Source organism: Saccharopolyspora hirsuta, from assembly GCF_008630535.1.
Classification (GTDB): domain Bacteria; phylum Actinomycetota; class Actinomycetes; order Mycobacteriales; family Pseudonocardiaceae; genus Saccharopolyspora; species Saccharopolyspora hirsuta.
The window spans coordinates 114889-137489 of record NZ_VWPH01000011.1 but is presented as its reverse complement, the minus strand read 5'-3'; the positions used below and the strand labels follow the sequence as shown (position 1 = coordinate 137489).

Below are 22601 nucleotides of genomic sequence, written 5' to 3'. Positions count from 1 at the left end.
ACAGTTGCATTAAGATAACCACACCACGCCCCGACGAGCAACTGGACCGCCGAAGATGAGTTCTGCACCTCCCCCGGGCCGCCCCCGACCAGGCGGCCGCACCGCCCGCATCCGCACCCAGGTGCTCGCCGCGGTCAGCGCGGAGCTGGCCGAGAACGGCTACGACGCCCTCACCGTCGACTCCGTCGCGGCCCGCTCCGGCGTGCACCGCACCACGGTGTACCGCCGCTGGCGCGACGTCGGCGGTCTGCTCACCGACCTCCTCGACTCCACCAGCGACGACGACTGGCAGCCCACCGACACCGGCTCCCTGCGCGGCGACCTCGCCGCGCTGAACCGCGAGATCCAGACGTCCCTGACCGAACGCCCGTCGATCGCGACGGCCCTGATCGCCGCCTCGTTCCGCTCCGACGAGGCCGCCCGCGCCCTGCGACGGCTGTGGGACGACCGCTACGAGCGCTGCGAGGTCGTCGTCGAGCGCGCGATCCAGCGCGGCGAGCTCCCGCCCGGGATCGACGCACGCGCCCTGCTGGTCGCCGCCACCGCGCCGCTCTACCACCAGCTGGTGCTGCTCGGCACGCCACCCGATCCGCGACTTCCCGAGCACGCGGCCGAAACCGCCGCGCTGGCCGCGTCCGCCGGTGCTTTCGACCGGCCGCAGGACTCAGGGGACGTCGAAGGCGAGTAGCACGTTCCCAAGGGCGCCGGTTCTCGCAGAGTCCACAGTGGAACGTCTGGTCGCGGCGATCAGATCGCGAACCAGATGAGCGACGTGGCGAGCCCTCCTGCGCAGAGCGAGAACAGGCCACCGAGGTAGAAGCGGCGACTCGCCAGCCAGTCGGCCGCGGCGCGACCGAGCAGCGCGGCGGCGATGGCGGGCAGCACGATCAGGACGTTCGAATCCAGCAGGCGCATCACGATCAGCCCGGTGACGACGCCGAGCGCACCGAACGCGAGGAGCGTGCCCGAGTGGCGCACGTCCATCCGACGGCAGATCTTCTCGACGACCAGCCCCAGCGGAAGCCCCAGGAACAGCACCGCGCAGGCGATGAACGGCATCGAGATCAGCGTCATGGCGCCAGCCTCAGCTGCTCCCGACCTCGCGGCCTCGAACCCGCCTGACAGCTCGCTGCCGAGGAACAGCGCGAAGACCCCGACAGCGGCGATCGCGAAAGCCGCCACCGCACCGGCGAAGACCAGCCTCGGGTAGGAGGACTCCACCTCGTCCGAACGCCACTTCACCGCACCACCCCGTTCGCGCGCTCCGTGGAAGGCCGCCAGCATAGCGGGGGCGATTTCGCGCGAAACCGGCTTCGCGCACGCGGCGCGGGGCGGCGGTTTCGCGCGAAACCGCCGCCCCTCCGGGGTCAGCGGCGGGAGAGCACCCACCAGGCCTGGAAGGCCGCGAAGGCGAGGATCACCGCGCCGACCACGCTCGTCACGTGCACGCCGAAGGTGAAGGCGTGCGCCGCCGAGTCGCGGAGCGCCGCCGCCTGCTCCACCGGCAGCTCACCCGCCACCGACAGCGCGCCGCCCAGGGTGTCGCGGGCTGCGTCCACGATGGACTCCGGCATGCCGGTCACGTCGACGCGGCCGCGGTAGGCCGCCGTCACCACGCTGCCGAGCACCGCAGTGCCCAGCGCCGCGCCCAGCTCGTAGCCGGTCTCCGAGATCGCCGACGCCGCGCCCGCGTTCTCCGGGGCCACCGTGTTCATGATCGTGTCGTTGGTGGCGGTCTCGGTGATGCCCGCGCCGATGCCGACGACCATGAACGCCACCACCACCAGCCAGGCGCCGTCCTGCGGCGGCAGCAGCACCATCAGCAGGTAGCCCAGCGCGGTCGCGAGCATCGCCGCGCCCAGCAGCTCGGCCAACCGCACCCGGCGGATCAGCCGGACCGCGACCAGCGACCCGACCACCGACAGCGCGATGCCCGGCAGCAGCGCCAACCCCGCGCGCAGCGGGGTCATCCCCAGCACCAGCTGCAGGTACTGGGTCATGAAGAACAGCCCGCCTACCATCACGAACACCGCCAGCAGGTTGCTGGCCACCGCGACGCTGAACCGCGGCTTGGCGAACAGGCCCAGGTCCAGCATCGGGTCGTCCAACCGGCGCTGCCTGCGCACGAACGCGTAACCCGCCACCAGCGCGACCGCCACCGCGGGCAGCGCCAGCGACCCGCCGCCCGCGAACTCCTTGACGCCGAGGACCAGCGCCAGCATGGCCAGCAGCGAGAGCCCGGCGCTGGGCAGGTCGTACCGGCCCGGCTGCGGGTTGCGCGATTCCGGGATCACCAGCGGGCCGACGATCAGCAGCAGCACCATCACCGGCAGGTTGATCAGGAACACCGACCCCCACCAGAAGTGCTCCAGCAGCAGGCCGCCCAGCAGCGGGCCGAACGCGGCGCCACCGGCGAAGGTCGCCGTCCAGGCGGCGATCGCGGTGGTCCGGGCGCGCGGGTCGGTGAAGATGTTGCGGATCAGCGACAGCGTCGAGGGCATCAGCGTCGCCCCGGCCACGCCGAGCAGCGCACGCGCGGCGATGAGCAGCTCGGGGGTGGGCGCGAACGCCGCCAGCGCCGACGCCAGGCCGAAGCCGGTCGCGCCGATCAGCAGCAGGCGGCGGCGACCGATCCGGTCGCCGAGGGTGCCCATCGTGACCAGCAGTCCGGCGAGCATCAGCGAGTAGATGTCGACGATCCACAGCAGCTGGCCGCCGGTCGGGCGCAGCTCCTCGCTGATGTGCGGCACCGCGAAGCTCAGCACGGTGTTGTCGACGGAGATCAGCAGAACGGGGAGCAGCAGCGCGCCGAGCGCGGCCCACTGCCCGCGGGAAGTACGGGGCGAATTCAGGTTGGTCATCTCTACACGGCCTTGTTCGATCTGTACCGTCCAGACGGTACAGAATCCGTCCAGACGGTATAGTAACCGTCCGGACGGTATAGTTCAAACCGTGGCAGCTTCCGACACCCGAGAACGCATCCTCGACGCGCTGCAGCGGATCCTGATCACCAAGGGGACCGCGGCCGTCACCCTGGAGTCCGTCGCCGCCGAGGCGGGCGTGTCCAAGGGCGGCCTGCTCTACCACTTCCGCTCCAAGCAGGCCATGCTGCAGGGCCTCACGCTGCGGCTGGACGACGAGGCCGAGGCGGAGTTCGCGCAGGCCACCGAGAAGGGCGTCGACGTCGTCCGGTACTTCCTGGAGACCTCGCTGCCCAGCAGCGAGGAGGAGATGGCCCTCTACTGGTCGGTCATCGCGGCGCTGCGCAGCGCCGAGGGCCTGAGCGAGGCGGGCACCGAGGTGCTGGCCCGGGTGTTCAACCGCTGGTCGGAGCTGCTCACCGACTACATCGGCGACCCGGTGCTGGCCGAGATCGTGCGCCTGGTCGGCGACGGCCTGTACCTGAGCGCGCTGTCCGGTCTGCCCAGCCCGGACCCGGACCTGCTCAAGCAGGTCTTCGACCGGCTGCTCGCCCAGGTCGCCGAGGCCCGGGGCTGACCACCGGGGTCAGCGGGCCGCCGGTGCCGGTTCGGAGTCCGACGTGATCGGCGGGACCGGGGTGTCGGCGCAGGGCACCCAGCGCGGCCCGTCCGGGCCGAACACGCCGCGGGGCTCGGGGAACGCCCGGAGCAGGCCGAGGTAGCCGACCGCCGCGAGCACCAGGGACAGCGGCAGGCTGACGTCCACCCCGCCCGCCAGGTCGCCCAGCGGTCCGACCAGCTGGCCGGGGATGTTGACGAACAGCAGCGCGACACCGGCCGACACCAGCCACGCGGCCATGCCGCGCCAGTTCCAGCCGCGGTCGAACCAGTAGCGCCCGCCCCGCTGGCGCCGGTTGAACACCTGCAGCGCGTCCGGGTCGTACCAGCCCCGCCGGGTCAGGTAGCCGAGGATCATCACGACCATCCACGGCCCGGTGCAGGTCACGATCAGCGCGGCGAAGGTGGAGATGCTCTGCACCAGGTTGAAGCCGAACCGGCCGACGAAGATCAGCGCGATGGCCAGCACGCCCACCAGCACCGTCGCCCGCACCCGGGAGAACCGGGGGAACACGCTGGAGAAGTCCAGGCCGGTGCCGTACAGCGCGGTGGTGCCGGTGGACAACCCGCCGATGAGCGCGATCAGGCACAGCGGTCCGAAGTACCAGCCCGGCGACACCGCGAGCAGCCCGCCGACGTAGTTCGGGGCTTCCGCGGCCAGGTACTCCGGTGCGGCCCCTGCGATCACCGTGGCCGTGACCAGCCCGAACCCGAACGGGACGATGGTGGCCAGCTGCGCGAGCAGCGCCGCGGCCACCACCCGGCCGCGCGGGGTGGTCGACGGGATGTAGCGCGACCAGTCCCCCAGGAACGCGCCGAAGGACATCGGGTTGGCCAGCACGATCAGCGCCGCGCCGATGAACGACGACCAGAACAGCGGCGCGTCCGATGCGGGCAGCGTCCCGGGGTAGGACGGGTCGAAACCACCGCCGAAGGCGACCGCGCCGAGCACGAACAGCGCGGTCGCGGCGACCACCGCGATCTTGTTGACCCACAGCATGATCCGGAACCCGTAGATGCACACGACCAGCACCAGCACGGCGAAGATCGCGTAGGCGACGGCGAAGGACGCCGGTGCCTCCGGCACGGCCAGCACGCGCGCCGCGGTCCCGACCAGCGCGTCCCCCGAGCTCCACACCGAGATCGCGAAGAACGTGACCGCGGTCAGCAGGGACAGGAAGGAGCCGACGACCCGCCCGTGCACGCCGAGGTGCGCCGAGGACGACACCGCGTTGTTGGTGCCGTTCACCGTCCCGAACACCGCCATCGGGCACAGCACGAGCGCCCCGGCCACCAGGCCGAGCGCGGTGGCGGCGAGGCCCTGCCAGAACGACAGCCCGAACAGGATCGGGAACGCGCCGAGCACCGCCGTGGAGAAGGTGTTCGCACCGCCGAAGCTCAACCGGAACAGGTCGACCGGCCGCGCCGTGCGCTCGGCGTCGGGGATCCGCTCGACACCGTTGGTCTCCACCCGCTTGAACGCCGGCGTCTCGCCCATCGGCCCGTCCTTCCCGACCACGTGCAGTGATCAGCAAAGACTGCGCCACCCGGCCCCGGCGCGGAATCGGCCGAAGCTCCAACGCCCGCTGCGCCCGTTGGACGAACGCACAACTCACCGCTCGACGAGCAGACCTCCGGCGCCCAGGACGTCGCGGACGAACGCCCGAGCCGGCTCGACCTCAGCCGGTGTGCAGTCGACGAGCACCTCCACCTCGACGTCGCGGCGCGCGGGATCACCATCCACAGTGGTCTGAACGCGGAGAACGGCCTGTCCGGGCGCGGATCGCCCGAACAGGCCGTTCTCGCTCGCGTTGCCCGTGTCGCAGAAGCCCTGGCCCCAGAACGATCTCCGCCGACAACGCCGCGTCGACCTCAGGACGGGTCACGGGCGAATGGTGGGCCCGCCGTCCCCGCCGGTACCGGACCCGCCGACACCGGCACCGCCGACACCGGATCCGCCATCACCACCGGTGCCACCGTAGCCACCGCTGGTGGAACCCTCGCCGCCGTCCCCGCCGTCACCGCCGCCGGTGCCGCCACCGGTGCCACCACCGTCACCGCCGTCGGCACCCTCGACCACGACGCCGCTCAAGCCGCCGTGCAGCGGCAGCGTCGTCATGGCCGTGCGGTCCGGCAGGAATTCGAGCCGCTGCTCATCGAGCTCCGCGGCCCCCAGCAGCCGTCTCCTCTCGAACATCTGCTCCTCCTCTGCATCAGCGCGCTTGCAGCGGACCACTCAGGCGTACCCAAGGAGGTGCAGTTCGAGGCAGATCACCAGCCGATGAACGGCCCGCCATCGCCACCGATGCCCGGACCGCCGATGCCCGGCCCACCGATGCCGAAGCCGCCGAAGCCACCATCGCCGCCGTGGCCGCCCAGGTTGCCGTCGCCGCCGTCGCCGCCGTCACCGCCGCCGGTGCCGCCACCGGTGCCCCCGCCGGTGCCGCCGGAACCGCCGTTGATCACGACGCCGTCCCAGCCACCGGCCTGGAACAGCGTCGACATGACCGTGCGCGGCGGCAGGAACTCGAGGCGCTCGTCGCCCAGCTCTTCGAAGCTCACCGGTCCAGATTCATCGAACACTTTCGCCCTCCCCTGTTCGAACGGGCTCGGAATGCATGGTGGAGATCGATGCCGAACAAGGTCACCAAACCCAGATCCCCCATCCAACGCCCCAGATTCGTTGGCATCAGGTCGGAGGGTAGATGTGCCCGAGAACCGCCGCAGTCCGAAAACCACAAACATCTGCAAGTCGGCGGAAAATGCCTGGTCACCGCGTTCGCACGCGATTAACCAGCAGCACCGCGACAGTTAGACGCACTACCGCGAATTGTGGAGAAAAACGCTCGCCCGGAAAAAGAACCGAATCCGCCGACCGGAATTCGGCGCGCACCGGCCACGCCCCGGTCCGCCGCGCCGCCACCACCGGTTCGGGTGGTCCGCACCCCCGTCCCCCGACGGCACCGCCTCGGATACCACCACCGCTGATCCGTTCGGCCTAGACTCCCGCGCTGTTTGGCTCAGCCGAAACCATCCCGGGTAAGGAGAAGTGCCGATGCGCAATCGCCCACATCGGACCGCGAGCGGCAGCCAGGTCCAGTCCGGCGCCGGGGTCCAGCGCTGGTGGCCGCTGCCGAGCGCCGCCATGCTCGCCGTCACGTTCAGCATCGCCGCGGTCCCGGCCGCGCAAGCCGCGCCGCCGTCCTGCACGCGGACCCCGAACGGCTCCGGGGTGGACGTCGTCTGCGACCGCGGCGTCCCGGAGGGGACCACGCTCGAGGGCACCGACGGCAACGACCGCTTCTACCTCGGCGGCGCCGTTGCGGGCACCGTCGATGCGGGGGCCGGGGACGACCTGATCATCGTCACCGGTCGAGCGGGCGGCAACGGCGGGAAGGGCGGCAACGGCCACCTCGACGGCCGCAGCGCCCGCGACGGCAAGAACGGCGCCAACGGGGGCGAGGACGGCGGCAGCACCGGTGGGACGGCTGGGGCCGACGGCGTCGCGGGCCCCAGCGCGCGGGCCGGGGGCAGCGCGGGAACCGGCGGCCACGGCGGCACGGGCGGCGTCGGGGTGACCGAGACCGGCGTGATCAACGGCGGTGCCGGGAACGACACCATCACCATCACCGGCGGCAAGGGCGGCAACGGCGGGGTCGGTGGCGACGGCGGCACGGGCAGCGCCAACCCCGCGGACTCCCGCGGTGGCCGGGGCGGCAACGCCGGGGACGGCGGCACCGCGAACCTCGGCCGCATCAACCCCGGCGAGGGCGAGAACACCGTCAAGGTCATCGGCGGCGACAGCGGAATCGGCGGCACCGGGGGCGACGGCGGCGACGCGACCGCCACGACCCGCAGCGGGAACGGTGGCGACGGCGGCAACGGCGGCGGTGGCACCGAGCAGGCCAACGGGCGCGGCGGCACGGCCAACGGGCGGACCGGCACCATCGTCAGCACCGGCCTCGACGACATCACCGTCCAGGGCGGCAAGGGCGGTCGCGGTGGACGCGGCGGCGACGGCGGCACCGGCCACCAGCCGAGCGCGCGCGACGCCGCGGCCCAGGGCAACGAGGTCGAGGGCGCCGGTGGCACGGGCGGCACCGGGGGCGACGGCGGTGTCGCCAACATCGGCAACATCATGTCCCAGGACGGCGGTCGGGCCACCGTGCACACCATCTCCGGTGCGGGCGGTGACGGCGGTGATGGCGGCACCGGGGGCGACGGGATCACGCCCGGCATCCCCGGCCTGCGCGGGCTCAACGGCGTCGCCGACACCGGTGGCGCGGGCGGTGCGGGCGGTCCCGGCGGCCACCTCGCGAACGCCGTCGCCGAAACAGGTCGGCGCAACCCCTGACGCCGGCGGGGGTGCTTGACCGCCCCGCCGCGAAACGGCCGTCCGGCGCCGGGATCCGCCTGAGCGGATCCGGGCACCGGCGGCCGGGCACCACCCCGGAACCGAAGCCATCCCCGACGCAATGCGCACGGTCATCCCACGAAAGGTGCGAGAAGCGCCCACCTAGCGGGTGATTCGAGGTGCACCCCCAGCCGGGTGCTCCTACGTTCTGCCCCGTGCGCCGGGACCGTGCCACTGGAGCGCGATCCTTGAGGGGGTGGCCTCGTTCCGGTTCTTCCGGTGAATTCACTGAGTTTGCGAAGGAGCACCTGATGCCACGAACCTCTGGACCGCTCAACCACGCCGAACTCGAGGTCCAGCGCGTGGAGTTCCTGCCGGCGCGCACGGTCATGTCGACCTTCTGGCTCCCGTGGAACGGCGCGGACGTCGTCGTCCTCGACTTCGACCCGCACGACCACGTCGTGGCCTACGGGGACAACGACATCACGACCACCGGTGACATCACCGGTGGTGACGGCGGCACCGGCGGCGGCACCGGCGGCGGCCAGGGCGGCGGCAACGGCGGCAACGGCGGCGACGGCGGTAGCGGCGGCGACGGCGGCGACGGCGGCGACGGCGGCGACGGCATCGGTGGCGATGGCATCGGCGGCAACGGCATCGGCGGCACCGGCGGCGGCAACCCGAGCTGACGTCTCCCGCCCTGGTGGTGCGCCGACCGCTCGGCGCACCACCAGCCGGGGTGATCGTCGAGTTCAAGCTCGGCGACCTCTCAGCGTCCGCCTGGCCCAACCGCCGTGTACTGGCGCTGGGGACCGGGCATTCCACAGCAGGCGGACGCTGAGATTCCGCCGTTCAGGAGCCGGTCTTCGAGGGCGAGGAGTCGTGATGGTCGCAGAGGGGCACCGCGCCGGGGAGCCCGCGGCCGAACCTGACGTCGCGCGGCTCGTGGTGCCCGCCCTGGTCGCGGGCACCGAGCTGATCGGCCAGTACCAGGGCTCCGGCCACCGCGAACCGCCCTACCTGGTCCGCCGCGTCGACGGCCAGGTCCTGCAGCTGACCCACCTGCTCTACCTGGTGGCGGCAGGGCTGGACGGCCGCCGCAGCTACGCGCGCCTCGCCGCCGACCTGAGCGCCGAGTGGGGCCGCGAGATCACCGCCGAGCAGGTCTCCTACCTCGTCGAGAACCGGTTGCGCCGCGCCGGGATCGTGGTCGCCGAGTCCGCATCGGCCCCGCCCGCACCGCTGCCGAAGGGCCGGGACCGGTTGCTGGCGCTGAAGTTCCGGGTCGCGCTGGTGCCCGAGCACGTCGTCGCGGTGATCGCCCGGGTGTTCCAGCCGTTGTTCTGGCCGCCGGTCGTGGTCCTCGTGCTGGCCGCCTTCGCCGCCGCCGAGGTCTGGCTCGCCGTCCGCGGCGGGGTCGCCCAGCTGCTGGCGGGGGCGCGGGAGCTGGTCGACCGGCCGGAGCAGATCCTGCTGGTGCTGGGCGTGCTCGTGGTCTCCGGGATCTTCCACGAGTGCGGGCACGTCGCGGCCTGCCGCTACGGCGGCGCGCGGCCGGGCGCGATGGGCGTGGGGATCTACCTGGTGTGGCCAGCCATGTACAGCACCGTCACCGATTCCTACCGGCTGAGCCGGGCGGGCCGCCTGCGCACGGACCTGGGCGGTGTCTACTTCAACGCGATCGCCATGCTGGTGATGATCGCGGTCTTCGCCGCGACCGGCCAGCCGTGGTTGCTGGTCGCGCTGGTGGCCTGGCAGGTCTCGACGGTCTGGCAGTTCGTGCCGTCGGTCCGGCTGGACGGCTACTACATCCTCAGCGACCTGGTCGGCGTTCCCGACCTGTTCGACCGGATGGGGCCGGTGCTGCGCAGCATGCTGCCGGGGCGTCCGCCGCACCCGCGGGTGCGGGAGCTGAAGCCCTGGGTCCGGTGGGTGATCACGGTCTGGGTGGTGCTGGTGATCCCGTGCCTGGCGTACTGGATCATCGGATTCCTGGTGCTGGCGCCCTACGTGCTGCCCGTGGTGTGGCAGGCGCTGGTCGCGCACTGGGACGCCGTGGGCGGGGCGGTCCGGGCCGGTGACGCGGCAGCGGCCGTGGTCGGCGTCCTGCGGATGTTCCTGCTGGTGCTGCCGTGGGCGGGCATCACGCTGGTCCTGTACAACCTCGGCCGCAGCCTCACCCGCCGCATCCGCCGCTGGCGCACCGCCTGATCCCCTTTGGACACCGCGGGATCAGCGCAGGATCGGGGCGAAGTGGCCGCCGTCGTCCTCGGCGAAGGCGGCGAGCATCGCGATCGCGGTGGCGCGGTCGTCCTCGTCCGGCTCCGGCGCGGTGAGCTCCCGTTCCAGCACCCAGGTTTCGAGCATGATCGAGTAGCCGATCAGCACGTCCGGGCCGCCCGCCGGGGCCAGCGCGGACTCGCCGATCTCGCGCACCACGCCCCGCAGCGGCGCGCGCTCGGCGGTGTCGCCCGGACCGAAAGCGATCTTGACCACCTCGTTGAGGTCGATCGCGGTGGGGGCGATGACGGAGAACTCGAAGTCGAGCAGCGCCACGACCGAACCGTCGTGCCACAACGTGTTCGGCGCGCACAGGTCGCCGTGGTTCAAGGCGCGCGGCGCCGCCGGAAGCGCGGCCCAGAACCGCTCCAGCGCTTGCAGGAGGCCGTCCTTCTGGCGCTCGGTGAGCGCGCCCGCCGCGACGATCCGGCCGAGCGAGGCCTCGACGTCCGCCGGGCCGTCCGGGAAGAACGGCGAGCGGCTGCGGGCGTGCGGGGCGGCTGCGGCGACGTCGACGCGGTGGACGTTGCGGGCGCGCTCCCACATCTGCTCGACGGCGCGCGCACGGGCCGCGTCGTCCAGCGACGGCCAGACCTCGTCCAGGTTCTCCCCCACCACGCGCCGGGTGAGCACCCACTCGTGCCCGTGGTGCACCCCGGCGTCGAGGACCTCCGGGTACCCGACCTCCGCCGGGAGCAGCTCGACCAGCTCCAGCTCGCGGAGCAGATCAGCCGAACCGGGCTCCGGTGCGACGCGGACGACGAACTCGTCGGCGATCCACGTGTGGTTGGTCCACCCCCTCCCGCGACGGGCCGCGCCGAGGTCCACCCCGCGCTTCCCGAAGATCTCCTCCGCCACCCGGCTCGACATCCCCACGGAACCGACTTTATCGATCACTGCAACGGGTTTTCCCGTCCGCCGTCAACACCGCGTGCGGCCCGGGCCGATCAGCGTCCGGATCTCGTCAAGGCCGGTTCCCCCGCCCGCGCCGGAGACGTGTACTGGAGGCATCGGCAGATCTGGCGAGGAGGCGTCCCCGATGACGGAGCTGCTGTGGGCCGTCGGGTTCATCGCGGTGTTCCTGGGCGTGGCGTTGGCGCTGCGCGGTCTGGCCAGGTGGCGGTGAGGCCGCCTGCCGCGGGAGGCGGTGGCGATGCGTGATTCCAGCCCGCCCGTCGCCGGGGCCGCAACGGCTTCCGCGGTGGGGTTCTTCGTGGCGGCCGCGGGGACTGTCCCCGCTGGGGCCGCGTCCTGGTGGTCCGGCGAGCCGACGGCTGCGCTGGCCGTGCTGGCGCTGGTCGTCCTCGGCTACGCGGGCGCGATCCGAAGCCTGCCGGGCGCGTTGATCACGGCGTTGCTGTGCTGGATGTTCTTGAACAGCTTCGTCGTTCACGAACTCGGCGACCTGGTCTGGGAGGGTTCCGCCGACCTGGTCCGGCTCGGCGTGCTCGCAGGTGCGGCGGTCGTGGGCACGGCCTGCGGGTGGGCAGCGACGCGCGAGCACCCGGAACCGCGGATTCCGACCGCCCGGCGCGCTCCCGAGATCGAGCACATCCGACCGCGGGAACGCGCCCACCACGGGTAGGCCTCAAGCGTGCGCGGATGCGGCGCGCAGCAGTCGGAGCTGGCCGATCTCGGCGACGTTCTTCATCAGCTCGCCGTTCACCCACGCCACCATGTGCGCCACGGTCTTGTCCGGGTCGTCCTGCCACGGGAACGGCGCGGGCGCGTCCAAGTCCGCGTCGGTGAGCCGGTCCAGCACCGCCGACCACTCGTCGCGCAGCCCGCGCAGCCAGTCGACGGCCGCATCGGCGCCGGGCCACCTGACCTCGGTGCGCTCGCGCGGCGGCCGACCCTGCGCGTGGTCGAGGGTCACCGTCCACCACCAGCCGATGTGCCAGGTGGTCCAGGCGATCGTGGGGACCGGGATCGGATCGGGCTCCACCTCGGCGAAGTCCGGTTCCCAGCCGCCGTCCGCTCCGCGCCGCACCGTCCAGCAGTGCTCGGCGGGCTCCCAGCGGAAGTCCTCGGGCACCAGCTCGGCGAGGTGGAACTCGAACAGCGACCAGGTCATCTCGAACTGCCAGCGCAGCAGCTCAACGCGCGGTGCGGACACCCGCGGGATCCTCCCACGACCGGCCGGAACCGGGGAAATGGTTTTCGACCGCCAGCTCACCCCGGCGGCGGGCTCAGCGGTGCTGTCCACAGCACCCGCGTCCCGCCAGCTGGCAACCGCTCCACAGTGCACCGCCCGCTCATCTGCACCGCCCGCTCGGCCAGGTTGTGCAGTCCGCTGTGCGCCACCGCGTTCTCGATGCCGATGCCGTTGTCGGTGACGTCGATGGTCAGGTCGTCGTCCAGCGAGATCGTCACCGACAGCTCCGAGGCCTGCGCGTGCCGGACGGTGTTGCTCACCGCCTCCAGCACCACCGCCTCGGCGTGCTCGGCCAGCCTCGGCGGCAGCACGTCCAGCGGCCCGGCCATCCGCATGGTGATCCGCAGCGGGTTGTCGCCCACCACGTCGGTGACCACCCGCTGCACCCGGTTGCGGAACCCGCTCGGGTGCTCGGCGGCGAGCTGCAGGTCGAAGATGCTGGCGCGGAGGTCCTGGATCACCTCGTGCAGCTGGTCGATGTGCTCGGTCAACCGGCCCGCCACGTCGGGCGCCTTCGCCCGCCGCTGGGTGCCCTGCATGGCCATGCCGATGGCGAACAGCCGCTGGATGACGTGGTCGTGCAGCTCGCGGGCGATGCGGTCGCGGTCGGCCAGCACGTCCAGCTCGCGCCGCGCGGCCTGCGCCTCCGCCCACTGCAGCGCCAGCGCGGCCTGGTCGGCGAACGACGACACCACCAGCAGCTGCTCCTCGTCGAACCCCTTGGCCCCGGCCCGCCGCACGGCCAGCAGCACCCCGGAGATGGTGCCCTCCGCCCGCATCGGCACCGCGAGCGCCGGGCCGAGCTCCACCGCGGCACCGTCGACCGTGGACAGGTTGGGGACGTTGCGCGGCACCCGCTCCCGGAACACCTGCCCGGTCACCGAGCCGTCGACCGGGATCGACCGGCCCACCAGGTCCTCGACACCGGCCCCGGCCGAGACCGTCACCGTCAGCTCCTCGACCTCGACGTCGTCGCCGCGCGCGGGCACCGCCAGCAGCGCGTAGTCGGCGTTGGTGAGCTCGGCCGCGCGCTCGGCGATCACCTGGAGCGCGTCGATGGAATCGGTACCGGCCAGCAGTTCCGCGGTGATCTCGCCGGTGGCGTCCAGCCAGCGCTCGCGGCGGCGCACCTCTTCGAACAACCGGGCGTTGTCGACGGCGATCCCGGCCGCCCCGGCCAGCGCCTGCAGCACGACCTCGTCGTCCTCGGTGAACTGCCCGCCGCCGAGCTTCTCGGTCAGGTACAGCCTGCCGAAGGTCTCCTGCCGGGCCCGGATCGGCACCCCGAGGAAGGTGCGCATCGGCGGGTGGTGCGACGGGAACCCCACCGACGCCGGGTGCTCGGAGATGTCGTCCAACCGCAGCGGCTTGTCCGCCTCGATGACCACGCCCAGCACCCCGCGCCCGGTCGGCAGGTGGCCGATGCGCCGGGTGGTCTCCTCGTCGATGCCGTCGTAGATGAACCGGCTGAGCGTGCCGTCGGGCGCCAGGACGCCGATCGCGCCGTAGCGGGCGTCGACGAGGTCGATGGCGGTGCGCACGATGCGGCGCAGCACCGAGTCCAGCTCCAGCTCCGAGGAGATGGCCAGCACGGCCTCCAGCAGGACGTCCATCCGGTCCCGCAGGCCGACGATCTCCTCGATGCGCGCCTGGACCTGGGCCAGCAGCTCCTTGAGCCGCAACCGGGAGAGGGTGCCCACCAGCGACGGAGCGGCCCCCTCCCGCAGCTCCCCCGATCCTGGCGAGTCCGCCCTGCTCACGACTCCACTCTGGCACCCGGCGAGCGCTCACGCCTCCGGGCGGTGGCGCAGCCGGGTGGCCAGCACCGCCGCCTGGGTGCGGCTCTGCAGCCCGAGCTTGCTCAGCAGCCGGGACACGTAGTTCTTGACGGTCTTCTCGGCCAGGAACATCCGGTCGGCGATCTGCCGGTTGGTCATGCCCTGGCGGATGCAGTCCAGCAGGATCCGCTCCTGCCCGGTCAGGTCCGGCAGCTTCGAGGTGCCGTCGAGCTCGGCGCGCAACCTGTTCACCAGCGCCGCGGTCTCCTGCTCGCCGAGCAGCGACTTGCCCGCGCCGACCCGGCGCACGGCCGACGCCAGCTCCATGCCCTTGATGTTCTTGACGACGTAGCCGGCGGCCCCGGCCAGCATGGCGTCGAGCATGGCCTGCTTGTCGGTGAAGGAGGTCAGCATCAGCACCTGCAGCGAGGGCTGCCTGGACCGCAGCTCGCGGCACAGGTCGACCCCGTTGCCGTCCGGCAGCCGCACGTCCAGCACGGCCACGTCCGGGCGCACGGCGGGGATGCGGGCCAACGCCTCGCCCGCGGAAGCGGCCTGCCCGACCACCACCAGGTCCTCCTCGGAATCGAGCAGGTCGACCAGCCCCAGCCGCACGACCTCGTGGTCGTCGACCAGGAACACGGTGGTCACGCCGGAGCCGCCCACGTCCCCACTGTAGGAGCGGTCGGCCTCAGCCGCCGCTGCGGAAGGTGAAGCGGACGCGGCCGATCCACAGCTCGTCGCCGTCGCTCAGCTCGGCGATGTCCACCGGCTGCCGGTTGAGGTAGGTGCCGTTGAGCGAACCGCCGTCCACCACGACGTACCGACCGTCCCGCAGCCGCAGCTCGGCGTGCACGCGCGACACCGTCATGTCCTCGACGACGATGTCGCAGTCCCGGTCTCGCCCGATCGTGATGCGCGAACCCCCGATCGCGAAACCGGTCCCGGCGTCCGGTCCCCGGTTGATGACCAGCCGGGGCCGCCCGCTCGACTCCTCGGAGTCCCGCGGCGCCGGCACGACCTGGGCGGTCGGCACGGCCTCCAGCAGAGTCCGGATCGTCTCGCCCTCCGCCGCGACACCAGTCGTTGCGGTCGCGTCGAACCGGGTGTCATCCATGGTCGTACTCCTCGCAGAAAGGCACCGAAATCGCCCGGACTGCCCCGACCAGGACTGGGCGACTACAGCCAGCATGCCGAACAACCACGCTCCGTGGCCAGGACCTTCGTCCCAAGTCCCCGGAGCACCCTCGTGACGGTCACCACTCCGGGGGCCCGGCCTCCCCGGTCCGGGCAATCTGCGGAAATCCGGGATGGCGGTGGATTTCGGGTGCCATGATCAACGCATCGGGTGATGTGGGGTGAGGGGGCAGTCCTTGCTGGGACCTCTGCTGCCGGACGATCCGCGCGAGGTGGGGACTTACCGCCTGCGCAACCGCTTGGGGCGCGGCGGGATGGGGCGGGTGTACCTCGGCGTGTCGCGCGGTGGGCGGCTGGTCGCGGTGAAGGTGGTGCGGCCGGAGCTCGGGGACGATCCGGACTTCCGGCGCCGGTTCGCGCGGGAGGTCACCGCCGCGCGCCGTGGCGGGCTTCTACACCGCGCCGGTGGTCGACGCCGATCCCGACGCCGAGTCGCCGTGGCTGGTCACCGCCTACATCTCCGGCCCCACTCTGCACGAGGTCGTGAAGGAGCAGGGGCCGCTGCCGCCGTCGGCGATCAGCTCGCTCGGGGCGGGCCTGGCCGAGGGGCTCGGCGCCATCCACGCCTGCGAGGTGGTGCACCGCGACCTCAAGCCCAGCAACGTGATCCTGGCCGAGGACGGGCCCCGGGTGATCGACTTCGGCATCGCGCGGGCGATGGACGAGACCCACACCGCGGAAGTCCTCGGCACGCCCGCGTTCATGTCCCCCGAACAGGTCACCGGCGCGCCGGTGGGCGCCCCCGCCGACGTGTTCGCGCTGGGTGCCCTGCTGGTGTTCGCCGCGACCGGTCGCGGGCCGTTCGGCGGTGGCGAGTCCCAGGCGATCCTCTACCGCGTCGTGCACGAGACGCCGGACCTGTCCGGCCTCGACCAGCTGCCGGGCGAGCTCGCCCGGATCATCAGCACCTGCCTGGCCAAGGACCCCGCCGACCGGCCGACGTCCAAACAGCTGCTCGACTCCCTCGCCGACCTGACCGGCGACCGCACCCGCTGGCTGCCCGCGGAGGTCGTCAGCATGATCGACGAACGCCGGACGGCCACCATCGCCGCGACCAGGATCGACCCGCTGGCCGGGCAAACCCCCGCACCGTCCGCACCCGCTCCCCCGGCCACGCTGTCCGCGCCTGTCCCGCCTCCGATGCTGTCCGGACCGCCCACGTTCTCCGGGCCAGCCACGCCTCCCGGATCACCTGCGCCGTCCGCGCCCCTCGCACCGGCCGCGCTCCCCGCTCCTCACCCGCTGGCCGGGCAGGCTCCCGTGCCTCCCCCACCGGCCAAACCGCCCCGGCCGTGGCTCCCCGTCCTCGGCTGGGTGGTCGGCGGCGTCGCGCTGGTCGCGCTGGTCCTGGTCGTCGTGCTCAACAGCGGTCTCGGTTCGAGCCCGCACCTGAGCGCCCCGCCGCCGACCTCCTCGGCCGACGCCGCTACCACCTCGCCGGACTCCTCCGAAGCGGAACCGTCCTCCGTCGAGGACTCGACGACCGGGGCTGCCACGAACCCCGATTCGGCTGCGCTCGACGACGCCTCGACCGACCAGACCCCGTTCACCCTGGACGCGTTCATGCCGGACGAGTTCACCGACGACACCGGCACGCGGCACACCTACGAAGCCGGTTCCACCAACGGGTGCACCGATTCGGTGGCCGAGGAGGTCCGGTCGGTGCTGGACGAGCACGGCTGCTCGGAGATGCTGGTGGCCAACTTCGTCGACGACGACGTGCAGATCATCACCACGGTCTGGGTCTTCCCGTTCGCCGACCACGCGACCGCGTCCACCGTGGAGGAGGAGTTCGACGCGATGGACTACCTGGACCTCGGCTGCTGGGACCCGAACTCCGGCCGCGGCGCGGGGGTGTGCGACGGAGACGTGGACGGCGCGGACGAGTGGCAGTACATCGGCCAGGACCACCGCTACGTGATCGTCGCCCAGTCCAAGCACGTCGACCTGCGAGGCGACGACTCCGGCGACCCGGCGCTGCAGTCGGCGGGCAGCGAGGCCCGCCGCGCCGTCGGCACCCACAACTACTACGGGGGTTGACCGCAACGGTTCCCAGAACCAGCAGCGCCCGCCCGGAGTCGTGCACCGGGCGGGCGCCGTCGGGTTCGGACTACTTTACCGCGCCCATGGAGAGGCCTCGGACGAGGTGGTTCTGCGCCGCCCAGCCGATGATCATCACCGGCAGCGAGGCCAGGAAGGCCGCCGCGCTCAGCTGGGCCCAGTAGAGGCCTTCGCTGGTGATGAAGCCGACCAGGAAGACCGGGACCGTCCCGGCCTGGGCAGCGGTCAGGTTGACCGCGTAGAAGAACTCCGTCCAGGAGAAGATCACGCAGATCAGCGCGGTGGCCGCGATGCCGGGCGCGACGACCGGGAGCACCACCCGGAACAGCAGCGTCGGCAGCTTCGCGCCGTCGATCCGCCCGGCCTCCACCATCTCCTTGGGGACCTCCAGGAAGAACGAGCGCATCATCCAGATCGCCAGCGGGAGGTTCATCGCGGTGTAGAGGACCACCAGCGCCCACACGTTGTCCAGCAGCTTGAGGTTCTGCGAGATCACGTACAGCGGGATGATCGCCGCGACGATCGGCAGCATCTTCGTGGACAGGAAGAAGCCCAGCGCGTCCCGCGTCCCGGGCACCGCCGAGATGGACAGCACGTACGCCGCGGGCACCGCCAGCAGCAGCACGAGCAGCGTGGACACCACCGTCACGAACGCCGAGTTCGCCAGGTACGGCAGGAAACCGCGCTCCAGCACACCGGCGAACTGCTCCAGCGTCGGGGTGAACACCAGCTTCGGCGGGTTGGTGTAGGCGTCGCCCTCCTGCTTGAAGGAGGTGAGCACCATCCACAGCACGGGGAACACGAACAGGACCGCGACCACCCAGGTCAGCGCGGTCAGCGCCCAGCGGCCGATGGGGTTGCCCGCACGCATCATCGCACCTCGCTCACGCCGAAGGTCCGGAACATCAGGCGCAGCGCGAAAGTCGCCACGATCAGGGTCAGCACCACCACGATCACGCCCATCGCCGAGGACTGCCCGACGTCGAAGCCCTCGAAGGCCCGCTGGTAGATGTAGAACGGCAGGTTCGTGCTCGCGGTGCCCGGACCGCCCTGGGTCATCAGGTAGATCGCGTCGAAGCTGTTCACGATGTAGATCGCGCCGAGCAGCACGGCCAGCTGCAGGTACCGGCCCAGCTGCGGCAGGGTGATCGAGGCGAAGGTCCGCCACCGGCCCGCGCCGTCGACCGCCGCGGCCTCCAGCACCTCCTTGGACTGGGCCTGCAGCCCCGCCAGGATCAGCAGCATCATGAACGGCGTCCACTGCCAGATGACCTGCGCCATCACCGACGCCAGCGGGAACTGCGAGAGCCAGTCGACCCGGGTGCCGAACGCGAAGTTCAGCAGCCCGTAGGTCGGGTCGAACATCGTCGTCTTCCACAGCAGCGCACCGGCCGCGGGCAGGATGAGGAACGGGGTGATCAGCAGCGTGCGCACCACGCTGCGGCCCAGGAACTGGCGGTCCAGCAGCAGGGCCAGGCCGAGGCCCAGCAGCATCGCCACCAGCACGCACACCACCGTCAGCAGCACGGTGTTGAGCATCGCGCCGCGGAACTGGCTGTCGGCGAACACGTCGACGTAGTTGCGCAGTCCGACGAAGTGCCGCGATCCCGGGCGCACCAGGTTCCAGGACTGGAACGAGTAGAACACCGTCAGCAGGAACGGGATCTGCGTGACCAGGATGGTGAACAGCAGCGCGGGCATCAGCGGCGCGCGGCGCAGCCACGCCTCGCGCGACCACTTTCCTGGGGGTTTCCGGGTCGCCACCGGGGCGACCGCGGTGGGCGGGGTGGCCGTCTGCGTCATCTGGTCTCCCGGTAGGCCGCACCGACGGATTCGGCGTATTCCTGGGACTGCTGCAGCGCCTCGTCCACCGAGATCTGCCCGGCGATGGCCGCCGACAGCTGCTGGCTCACCCGCGTCCCGAGGTCCTGGAACTCGGGGATGCCGACGAACTGGATGCCCGGGTAGGGCACCGGCTGCAGCATGGTGTTGCGCTGGTGCGCGCTGTCAATCCCGGCCAGCGTCGCCGGTGCGTAGGCGCGCGCGGCTTCCTGGTACTCGGGGATCTGGTAGGTCGACAGGCGGCACCCCGGCGGCACCCGGTTCCAGCCGAAGGTGGTGCCCACGGTGCGCACGAAGTCCTTGTCGGTCATCCAGCGCATGAACCGCCACGCGGCGTCCTTGTCCTTGGCGACCTTCGGCATGGCCAGCGACCAGGTGTAGAGCCAGCCGCTGGTCTCGGTGCGCACCACCGGGGCGGCGACGTAGCCGGACTTGCCGACGACCTCGCTGCTGGCCGGGTCCTCGTTGGTGCCCGCCATGACCGTCGCGTCGTACCACATCGCCGCTTCGCCCTGCCCGTAGCGCGTGCCGCACTCGGTGAACCCGGCGCTGGACGCGCCGACCTCGCCGTGCTGGCGCACCAGGTCGACGTAGAACTGGGCGGCGGCGCGGAACTCCGGCGAGGTCAGCTGGGCGTTCCAGTTCTCGTCGAACCAGCGGGCGCCGAAGGTGTTGGCCACCGTGCTGAACGGCGCCAGGCTCTCGCCCCAGCCGGGCTTGCCGCGCAGGCAGATCCCGGCGACCCCGGCCTCCTTGTCGTCCAGCCGGGCGGCGAACTCGGCGATCTGCTGCCAGGTGGGCCGTTCCGGCATGGTCAGCCCGGCCTTCTCGAACAGGTCCTTGCGGTAGGCCAGGAACGAGGACTCGCCGTAGAACGGCACCGCGTACATCGAGCCCTCGTGGGACAGCGATTCGCGGATGCTGGGGATGAAGTCGTCGGGGTCGTAGCCCTCGCTGGCGTCGATGTAGGGCTGCAGGTTCTCCAGCCAGCCGTTGGCCGCCCACTGCGGGGTCTCGTAGTTGCTGATCATCACCACGTCGAACTCGCCGCCCTCGGTGGCGGTCGACGCGGTGATCTTGGCGCGCGCCTGGTTCTCCGGCAGCTGCACGAACTTCAGCCTGATGCCCGGGTTGTCCCGCTCGAACTGGTCGGACAGCGCGATGGCGTCCTCCATCTGCGGGTTGGACACGATGGCCACGACCAGCGTGCGCCCGCCCGCGCCCAGCGCCCCGGCTCCCGCGCACCCGCTGAGGAGCAGCGCGACGACCGCGAGCACGGCCAGCTTGGCTCTACTTCGCATCAACGCCTCCCGGCAGGACCTGCACCTTCAGCCCGGCACCGCTGCGCATCAGGTCCAGCGCGGCGGGGAACTCCTCCAGCGGCAACGTGTCGGTGAGCAGCGAGTCGGTGTCCACGGCCCCGGAGGCGACCAGGTCCAGCGCCGCCCCGTAGCTGTGCAGCACCGCCATCGAGCCGACGATCTTGATCTCGTCGTTGTAGATCCGGAACGGCGACAGGGAGATCCGCGCCTCGGCCGGGGCGACGCCGAACACCAGCAGCCGACCGCCGCGGCGCAGCGAGTCGAAGGCCGCCTCGATCGCGGGCGCGGCCCCGGTGCAGTCCACGGCGGCGTCGAAGCGCTGGTCGAGCTCGGCGACGTCGGTGCTCACCGCAACCGCGCCGAGCTTCGTGGCCCGTTCCAGGCGTGCCGCGTTGCGGTCGACCACGGAGACCTGGGCTCCGCCGCGCTGGAGCAGCTGCTGCATCAGCAGCCCCATCGTGCCCGCGCCGACCACGAGGAACCGCTCCCCCGCCTCGACGCCGATCTGGCGCACGCCGTGCACCGCGCAGGACACCGGCTCGACCAGCGCGCCCTGCTGCCAGGTCATGGCGTCGGGCATCCGGTAGGCGGTGCTGGCGGGGATCGCCACGTACTCGGCGAAGGCCCCGTCGACGGTGTCGCCGGTGGCGTTCCAGTTCGCGCAGAGGTTGCCGTGCCCGGACCGGCAGGGCGTGCAGTAGCCGCAGAACAGCGAGGGGTCGACGGCGACCCGGTCGCCGATCTTCCAGCCGCCCGGCACGTCCGCACCGATTTCGACGACCTCACCGGCGAACTCGTGCCCCGGCACGATCGGGTAGGGCGTGGGCGGGAAGTGCCCGTCGGCGATGTGCAGGTCGGTGCCGCAGATGCCGCACGCCCCGACCGCGATCACCAGCTGCCCGTCGCCGGGTTTCGGGTCCGGCACCTCACCCACCCTGATCGAACCGGGCTGATCGATGATCGCGGCGCGCATGACACCCCTTCCGCCGACCCGCTCATATGAGCACTGCGGGCCGTTCGTTCCGGCAACTCGCGGAGCATTGAAGGATGATCCTGCGTGTTACGTCAACATTTCACCTCTAGGATGCTCATATGAGCACACGGCAGACCCGGTCGAAGTTGACCGACACGGTCACGGCGGCTTCCATCGCGCACCGGTTCTTCGTCCAGGGCCGGGCCAAGCTGGAGATCGCCCAGGAGTTCGGGATCAGCCGCTTCAAGGTGGCCCGGATCCTCGCCGCTGCGCAGGAAACCGGCCTGGTCCGGGTCGAGTTCGACCTGCCGGTGCCGATCGACCTGGAGCTGTCGGAGGCGGTGCGGACCGGCTACCGGCTGCGCCGGGTGCTGGTGCTCAATCGAGCGCAGTCCAAGGCCGAGCGCCCGGAGCTGCGCCGCAGGATCGGCTCGCTGGCGGCGGACCTGCTGGCCGAGACGGCCACCGCGGACGACGTGATCGGCCTGTCCTGGGCGCGTTCGGTCAACGCCATGGCCGACGCCGTCCGCACCCTGCCGAAGTGCCCGGTCGTGCAGCTGTGCGGGGTGCAGGCGGGCATGGACATGCGCGACCGCTCGGTGGAGACGGTGGGTCGGCTGGCCGACATCTCCGGCGGCCCCGCGTACCCGATCTACGGCCCGCTGGTGCTGCCGGACCGCCGCACCACCGAGATCCTGCGCAACCAGCCGGGCATCGCCGAGACCTTCGACCAGTTCCGCCACCTGACCAAGGCGGTGGTCAGCATCGGCGCCTGGCGCCCGGACGAATCGACGGTCTACGACGCCCTCGGCCAACCGGAGCGGGACGCGATCCAGGAGCGCGGGGCGACGGCGGAGATCGCGGCCCGCCTGTTCGACGCCGACGGCAACGCGATGTCGACGGGCCTGGCGCACCACGTCCTGGCGATCGAGCACGACCAGCTCCGCCAGATCCCGGAGGTGATCGCCCTGGGATACACGGTGCCGAAGGCGCGGGCGATCGACGCGGTCCTGCGCTCCGGCGTGGTGACCACCCTGATCACCGACGCCCAGGTGGCCGACCTCCTGCTGCAGCTGGTCGCCGACCGGCCGCTGACCTGA

24 protein-coding genes are annotated in these 22601 nt (G+C 71.8%); 9 read left to right on the top strand and 15 right to left on the bottom strand.

Annotation, left to right across the window (positions count from 1 at the left end):
- The first annotated feature begins 55 nt into the window (after positions 1-55).
- A complete protein-coding gene (locus F1721_RS23640; RefSeq protein ID WP_150068951.1) occupies positions 56-688 on the top strand; it encodes a TetR/AcrR family transcriptional regulator in 633 nt (210 codons plus the stop codon).
- Between the two features lie 59 nt (positions 689-747).
- On the opposite strand, the gene F1721_RS23635 is transcribed toward F1721_RS23640, so the two are convergent.
- Both F1721_RS23635 and F1721_RS23630 read right to left on the bottom strand, forming a co-directional pair.
- Positions 748-1242, bottom strand: coding sequence for a hypothetical protein (locus F1721_RS23635; protein ID WP_150068950.1), 495 nt, complete (start codon positions 1240-1242; stop codon positions 748-750).
- Between the two features lie 125 nt (positions 1243-1367).
- Positions 1368-2861, bottom strand: a complete 1494-nt coding sequence (locus tag F1721_RS23630) for an MFS transporter (RefSeq protein WP_150068949.1) — start codon at positions 2859-2861, stop codon at positions 1368-1370.
- A 91-nt stretch (positions 2862-2952) separates the two neighbouring features.
- Between F1721_RS23630 and F1721_RS23625 the strand changes: the two genes are divergently transcribed.
- Positions 2953-3498, top strand: coding sequence for a TetR/AcrR family transcriptional regulator (locus F1721_RS23625; RefSeq protein WP_150068948.1), 546 nt, complete (start codon positions 2953-2955; stop codon positions 3496-3498).
- A 9-nt stretch (positions 3499-3507) separates the two neighbouring features.
- Here the strand turns inward: F1721_RS23625 and F1721_RS23620 are convergent, their stop codons facing one another.
- The 4 genes from F1721_RS23620 to F1721_RS23610 all read right to left on the bottom strand — a co-directional run bounded on the left by F1721_RS23620 (position 3508) and on the right by F1721_RS23610 (position 6101).
- A complete protein-coding gene (locus tag F1721_RS23620; RefSeq protein ID WP_150068947.1) occupies positions 3508-5037 on the bottom strand; it encodes a purine-cytosine permease family protein in 1530 nt (509 codons plus the stop codon).
- A 114-nt stretch (positions 5038-5151) separates the two neighbouring features.
- Entirely contained in the window at positions 5152-5283 is a 132-nt protein-coding gene (locus tag F1721_RS35405; RefSeq protein WP_281288809.1) for a hypothetical protein, read from the bottom strand.
- Between the two features lie 138 nt (positions 5284-5421).
- Positions 5422-5736 carry a hypothetical protein gene (locus F1721_RS23615; protein ID WP_195141514.1) on the bottom strand — a complete coding sequence of 105 codons (315 nt, stop codon included), beginning with the start codon at positions 5734-5736 and terminating at the stop codon, positions 5422-5424.
- 74 nt (positions 5737-5810) lie between these two features.
- Positions 5811-6101 carry a hypothetical protein gene (locus tag F1721_RS23610; protein WP_150068946.1) on the bottom strand — a complete coding sequence of 97 codons (291 nt, stop codon included), beginning with the start codon at positions 6099-6101 and terminating at the stop codon, positions 5811-5813.
- A 493-nt stretch (positions 6102-6594) separates the two neighbouring features.
- Here F1721_RS23610 and F1721_RS23605 point away from each other — a divergent pair, with 493 nt between their 5' ends.
- The 3 genes from F1721_RS23605 (at position 6595) to F1721_RS23595 (ending at position 10104) form a co-directional block, all read left to right on the top strand.
- A complete protein-coding gene (locus F1721_RS23605) occupies positions 6595-7893 on the top strand; it encodes a hypothetical protein (protein ID WP_150068945.1) in 1299 nt (432 codons plus the stop codon).
- 311 nt (positions 7894-8204) lie between these two features.
- Complete coding sequence (locus F1721_RS23600) at positions 8205-8582, top strand: hypothetical protein (RefSeq protein WP_150068944.1); 378 nt, start codon at positions 8205-8207, stop codon at positions 8580-8582.
- A 196-nt stretch (positions 8583-8778) separates the two neighbouring features.
- Positions 8779-10104 carry a hypothetical protein gene (locus tag F1721_RS23595; RefSeq protein WP_246155264.1) on the top strand — a complete coding sequence of 442 codons (1326 nt, stop codon included), beginning with the start codon at positions 8779-8781 and terminating at the stop codon, positions 10102-10104.
- 21 nt (positions 10105-10125) lie between these two features.
- Here F1721_RS23595 and F1721_RS23590 read toward each other — a convergent pair whose 3' ends face one another.
- Complete coding sequence (locus F1721_RS23590; protein ID WP_150069086.1) at positions 10126-11043, bottom strand: phosphotransferase; 918 nt, start codon at positions 11041-11043, stop codon at positions 10126-10128.
- Positions 11044-11104: 61 nt separating this feature from the next.
- On the opposite strand from F1721_RS23590, the gene F1721_RS23585 reads away from it, so the two are divergent.
- Together F1721_RS23585 and F1721_RS34820 are read left to right on the top strand one after the other, a co-directional pair.
- Positions 11105-11299, top strand: coding sequence for a hypothetical protein (locus F1721_RS23585; protein WP_150068943.1), 195 nt, complete (start codon positions 11105-11107; stop codon positions 11297-11299).
- A gap of 27 nt (positions 11300-11326) precedes the next feature.
- Positions 11327-11758 (top strand): hypothetical protein, encoded by a 432-nt coding sequence (locus tag F1721_RS34820; protein WP_195141517.1) that lies wholly within the window; start codon positions 11327-11329, stop codon positions 11756-11758.
- Between the two features lie 3 nt (positions 11759-11761).
- On the opposite strand, the gene F1721_RS23575 is transcribed toward F1721_RS34820, so the two are convergent.
- The 4 genes from F1721_RS23575 to F1721_RS23560 are packed head-to-tail and all read right to left on the bottom strand — an operon-like array spanning position 11762 to position 15223.
- Positions 11762-12289 (bottom strand): DinB family protein, encoded by a 528-nt coding sequence (locus F1721_RS23575; protein ID WP_211840589.1) that lies wholly within the window; start codon positions 12287-12289, stop codon positions 11762-11764.
- 56 nt (positions 12290-12345) lie between these two features.
- Positions 12346-14088, bottom strand: a complete 1743-nt coding sequence (locus F1721_RS23570; RefSeq protein ID WP_281288808.1) for a GAF domain-containing sensor histidine kinase — start codon at positions 14086-14088, stop codon at positions 12346-12348.
- A 27-nt stretch (positions 14089-14115) separates the two neighbouring features.
- Positions 14116-14757 (bottom strand): response regulator, encoded by a 642-nt coding sequence (locus F1721_RS23565; RefSeq protein WP_150069083.1) that lies wholly within the window; start codon positions 14755-14757, stop codon positions 14116-14118.
- Between the two features lie 40 nt (positions 14758-14797).
- Positions 14798-15223, bottom strand: a complete 426-nt coding sequence (locus tag F1721_RS23560; RefSeq protein WP_150068942.1) for an FHA domain-containing protein — start codon at positions 15221-15223, stop codon at positions 14798-14800.
- A gap of 461 nt (positions 15224-15684) precedes the next feature.
- Between F1721_RS23560 and F1721_RS23555 the strand changes: the two genes are divergently transcribed.
- Positions 15685-17343 (top strand): serine/threonine protein kinase, encoded by a 1659-nt coding sequence (locus F1721_RS23555; RefSeq protein ID WP_211840588.1) that lies wholly within the window; start codon positions 15685-15687, stop codon positions 17341-17343.
- Positions 17344-17413: 70 nt separating this feature from the next.
- On the opposite strand, the gene F1721_RS23550 is transcribed toward F1721_RS23555, so the two are convergent.
- From F1721_RS23550 to F1721_RS23535, 4 genes are read right to left on the bottom strand one after another with little or no spacing between them, the layout of a single operon-like run.
- Positions 17414-18238 carry a carbohydrate ABC transporter permease gene (locus F1721_RS23550; RefSeq protein WP_195141518.1) on the bottom strand — a complete coding sequence of 275 codons (825 nt, stop codon included), beginning with the start codon at positions 18236-18238 and terminating at the stop codon, positions 17414-17416.
- Positions 18235-19167, bottom strand: a complete 933-nt coding sequence (locus F1721_RS23545) for a carbohydrate ABC transporter permease (protein WP_150068941.1) — start codon at positions 19165-19167, stop codon at positions 18235-18237. Before F1721_RS23545 ends, F1721_RS23550 begins: the two co-directional genes overlap by 4 nt.
- Entirely contained in the window at positions 19164-20507 is a 1344-nt protein-coding gene (locus F1721_RS23540; RefSeq protein WP_150068940.1) for an ABC transporter substrate-binding protein, read from the bottom strand. The genes F1721_RS23545 and F1721_RS23540 overlap by 4 nt, the downstream gene beginning before the upstream one ends.
- Entirely contained in the window at positions 20497-21501 is a 1005-nt protein-coding gene (locus F1721_RS23535) for a zinc-dependent alcohol dehydrogenase family protein (RefSeq protein WP_150068939.1), read from the bottom strand. The genes F1721_RS23540 and F1721_RS23535 overlap by 11 nt, the downstream gene beginning before the upstream one ends.
- A gap of 119 nt (positions 21502-21620) precedes the next feature.
- On the opposite strand from F1721_RS23535, the gene F1721_RS23530 reads away from it, so the two are divergent.
- The gene (locus F1721_RS23530; RefSeq protein ID WP_150068938.1) at positions 21621-22601 is read left to right on the top strand and encodes a sugar-binding transcriptional regulator; all 981 of its coding nucleotides are present in this window, start codon (positions 21621-21623) and stop codon (positions 22599-22601) included.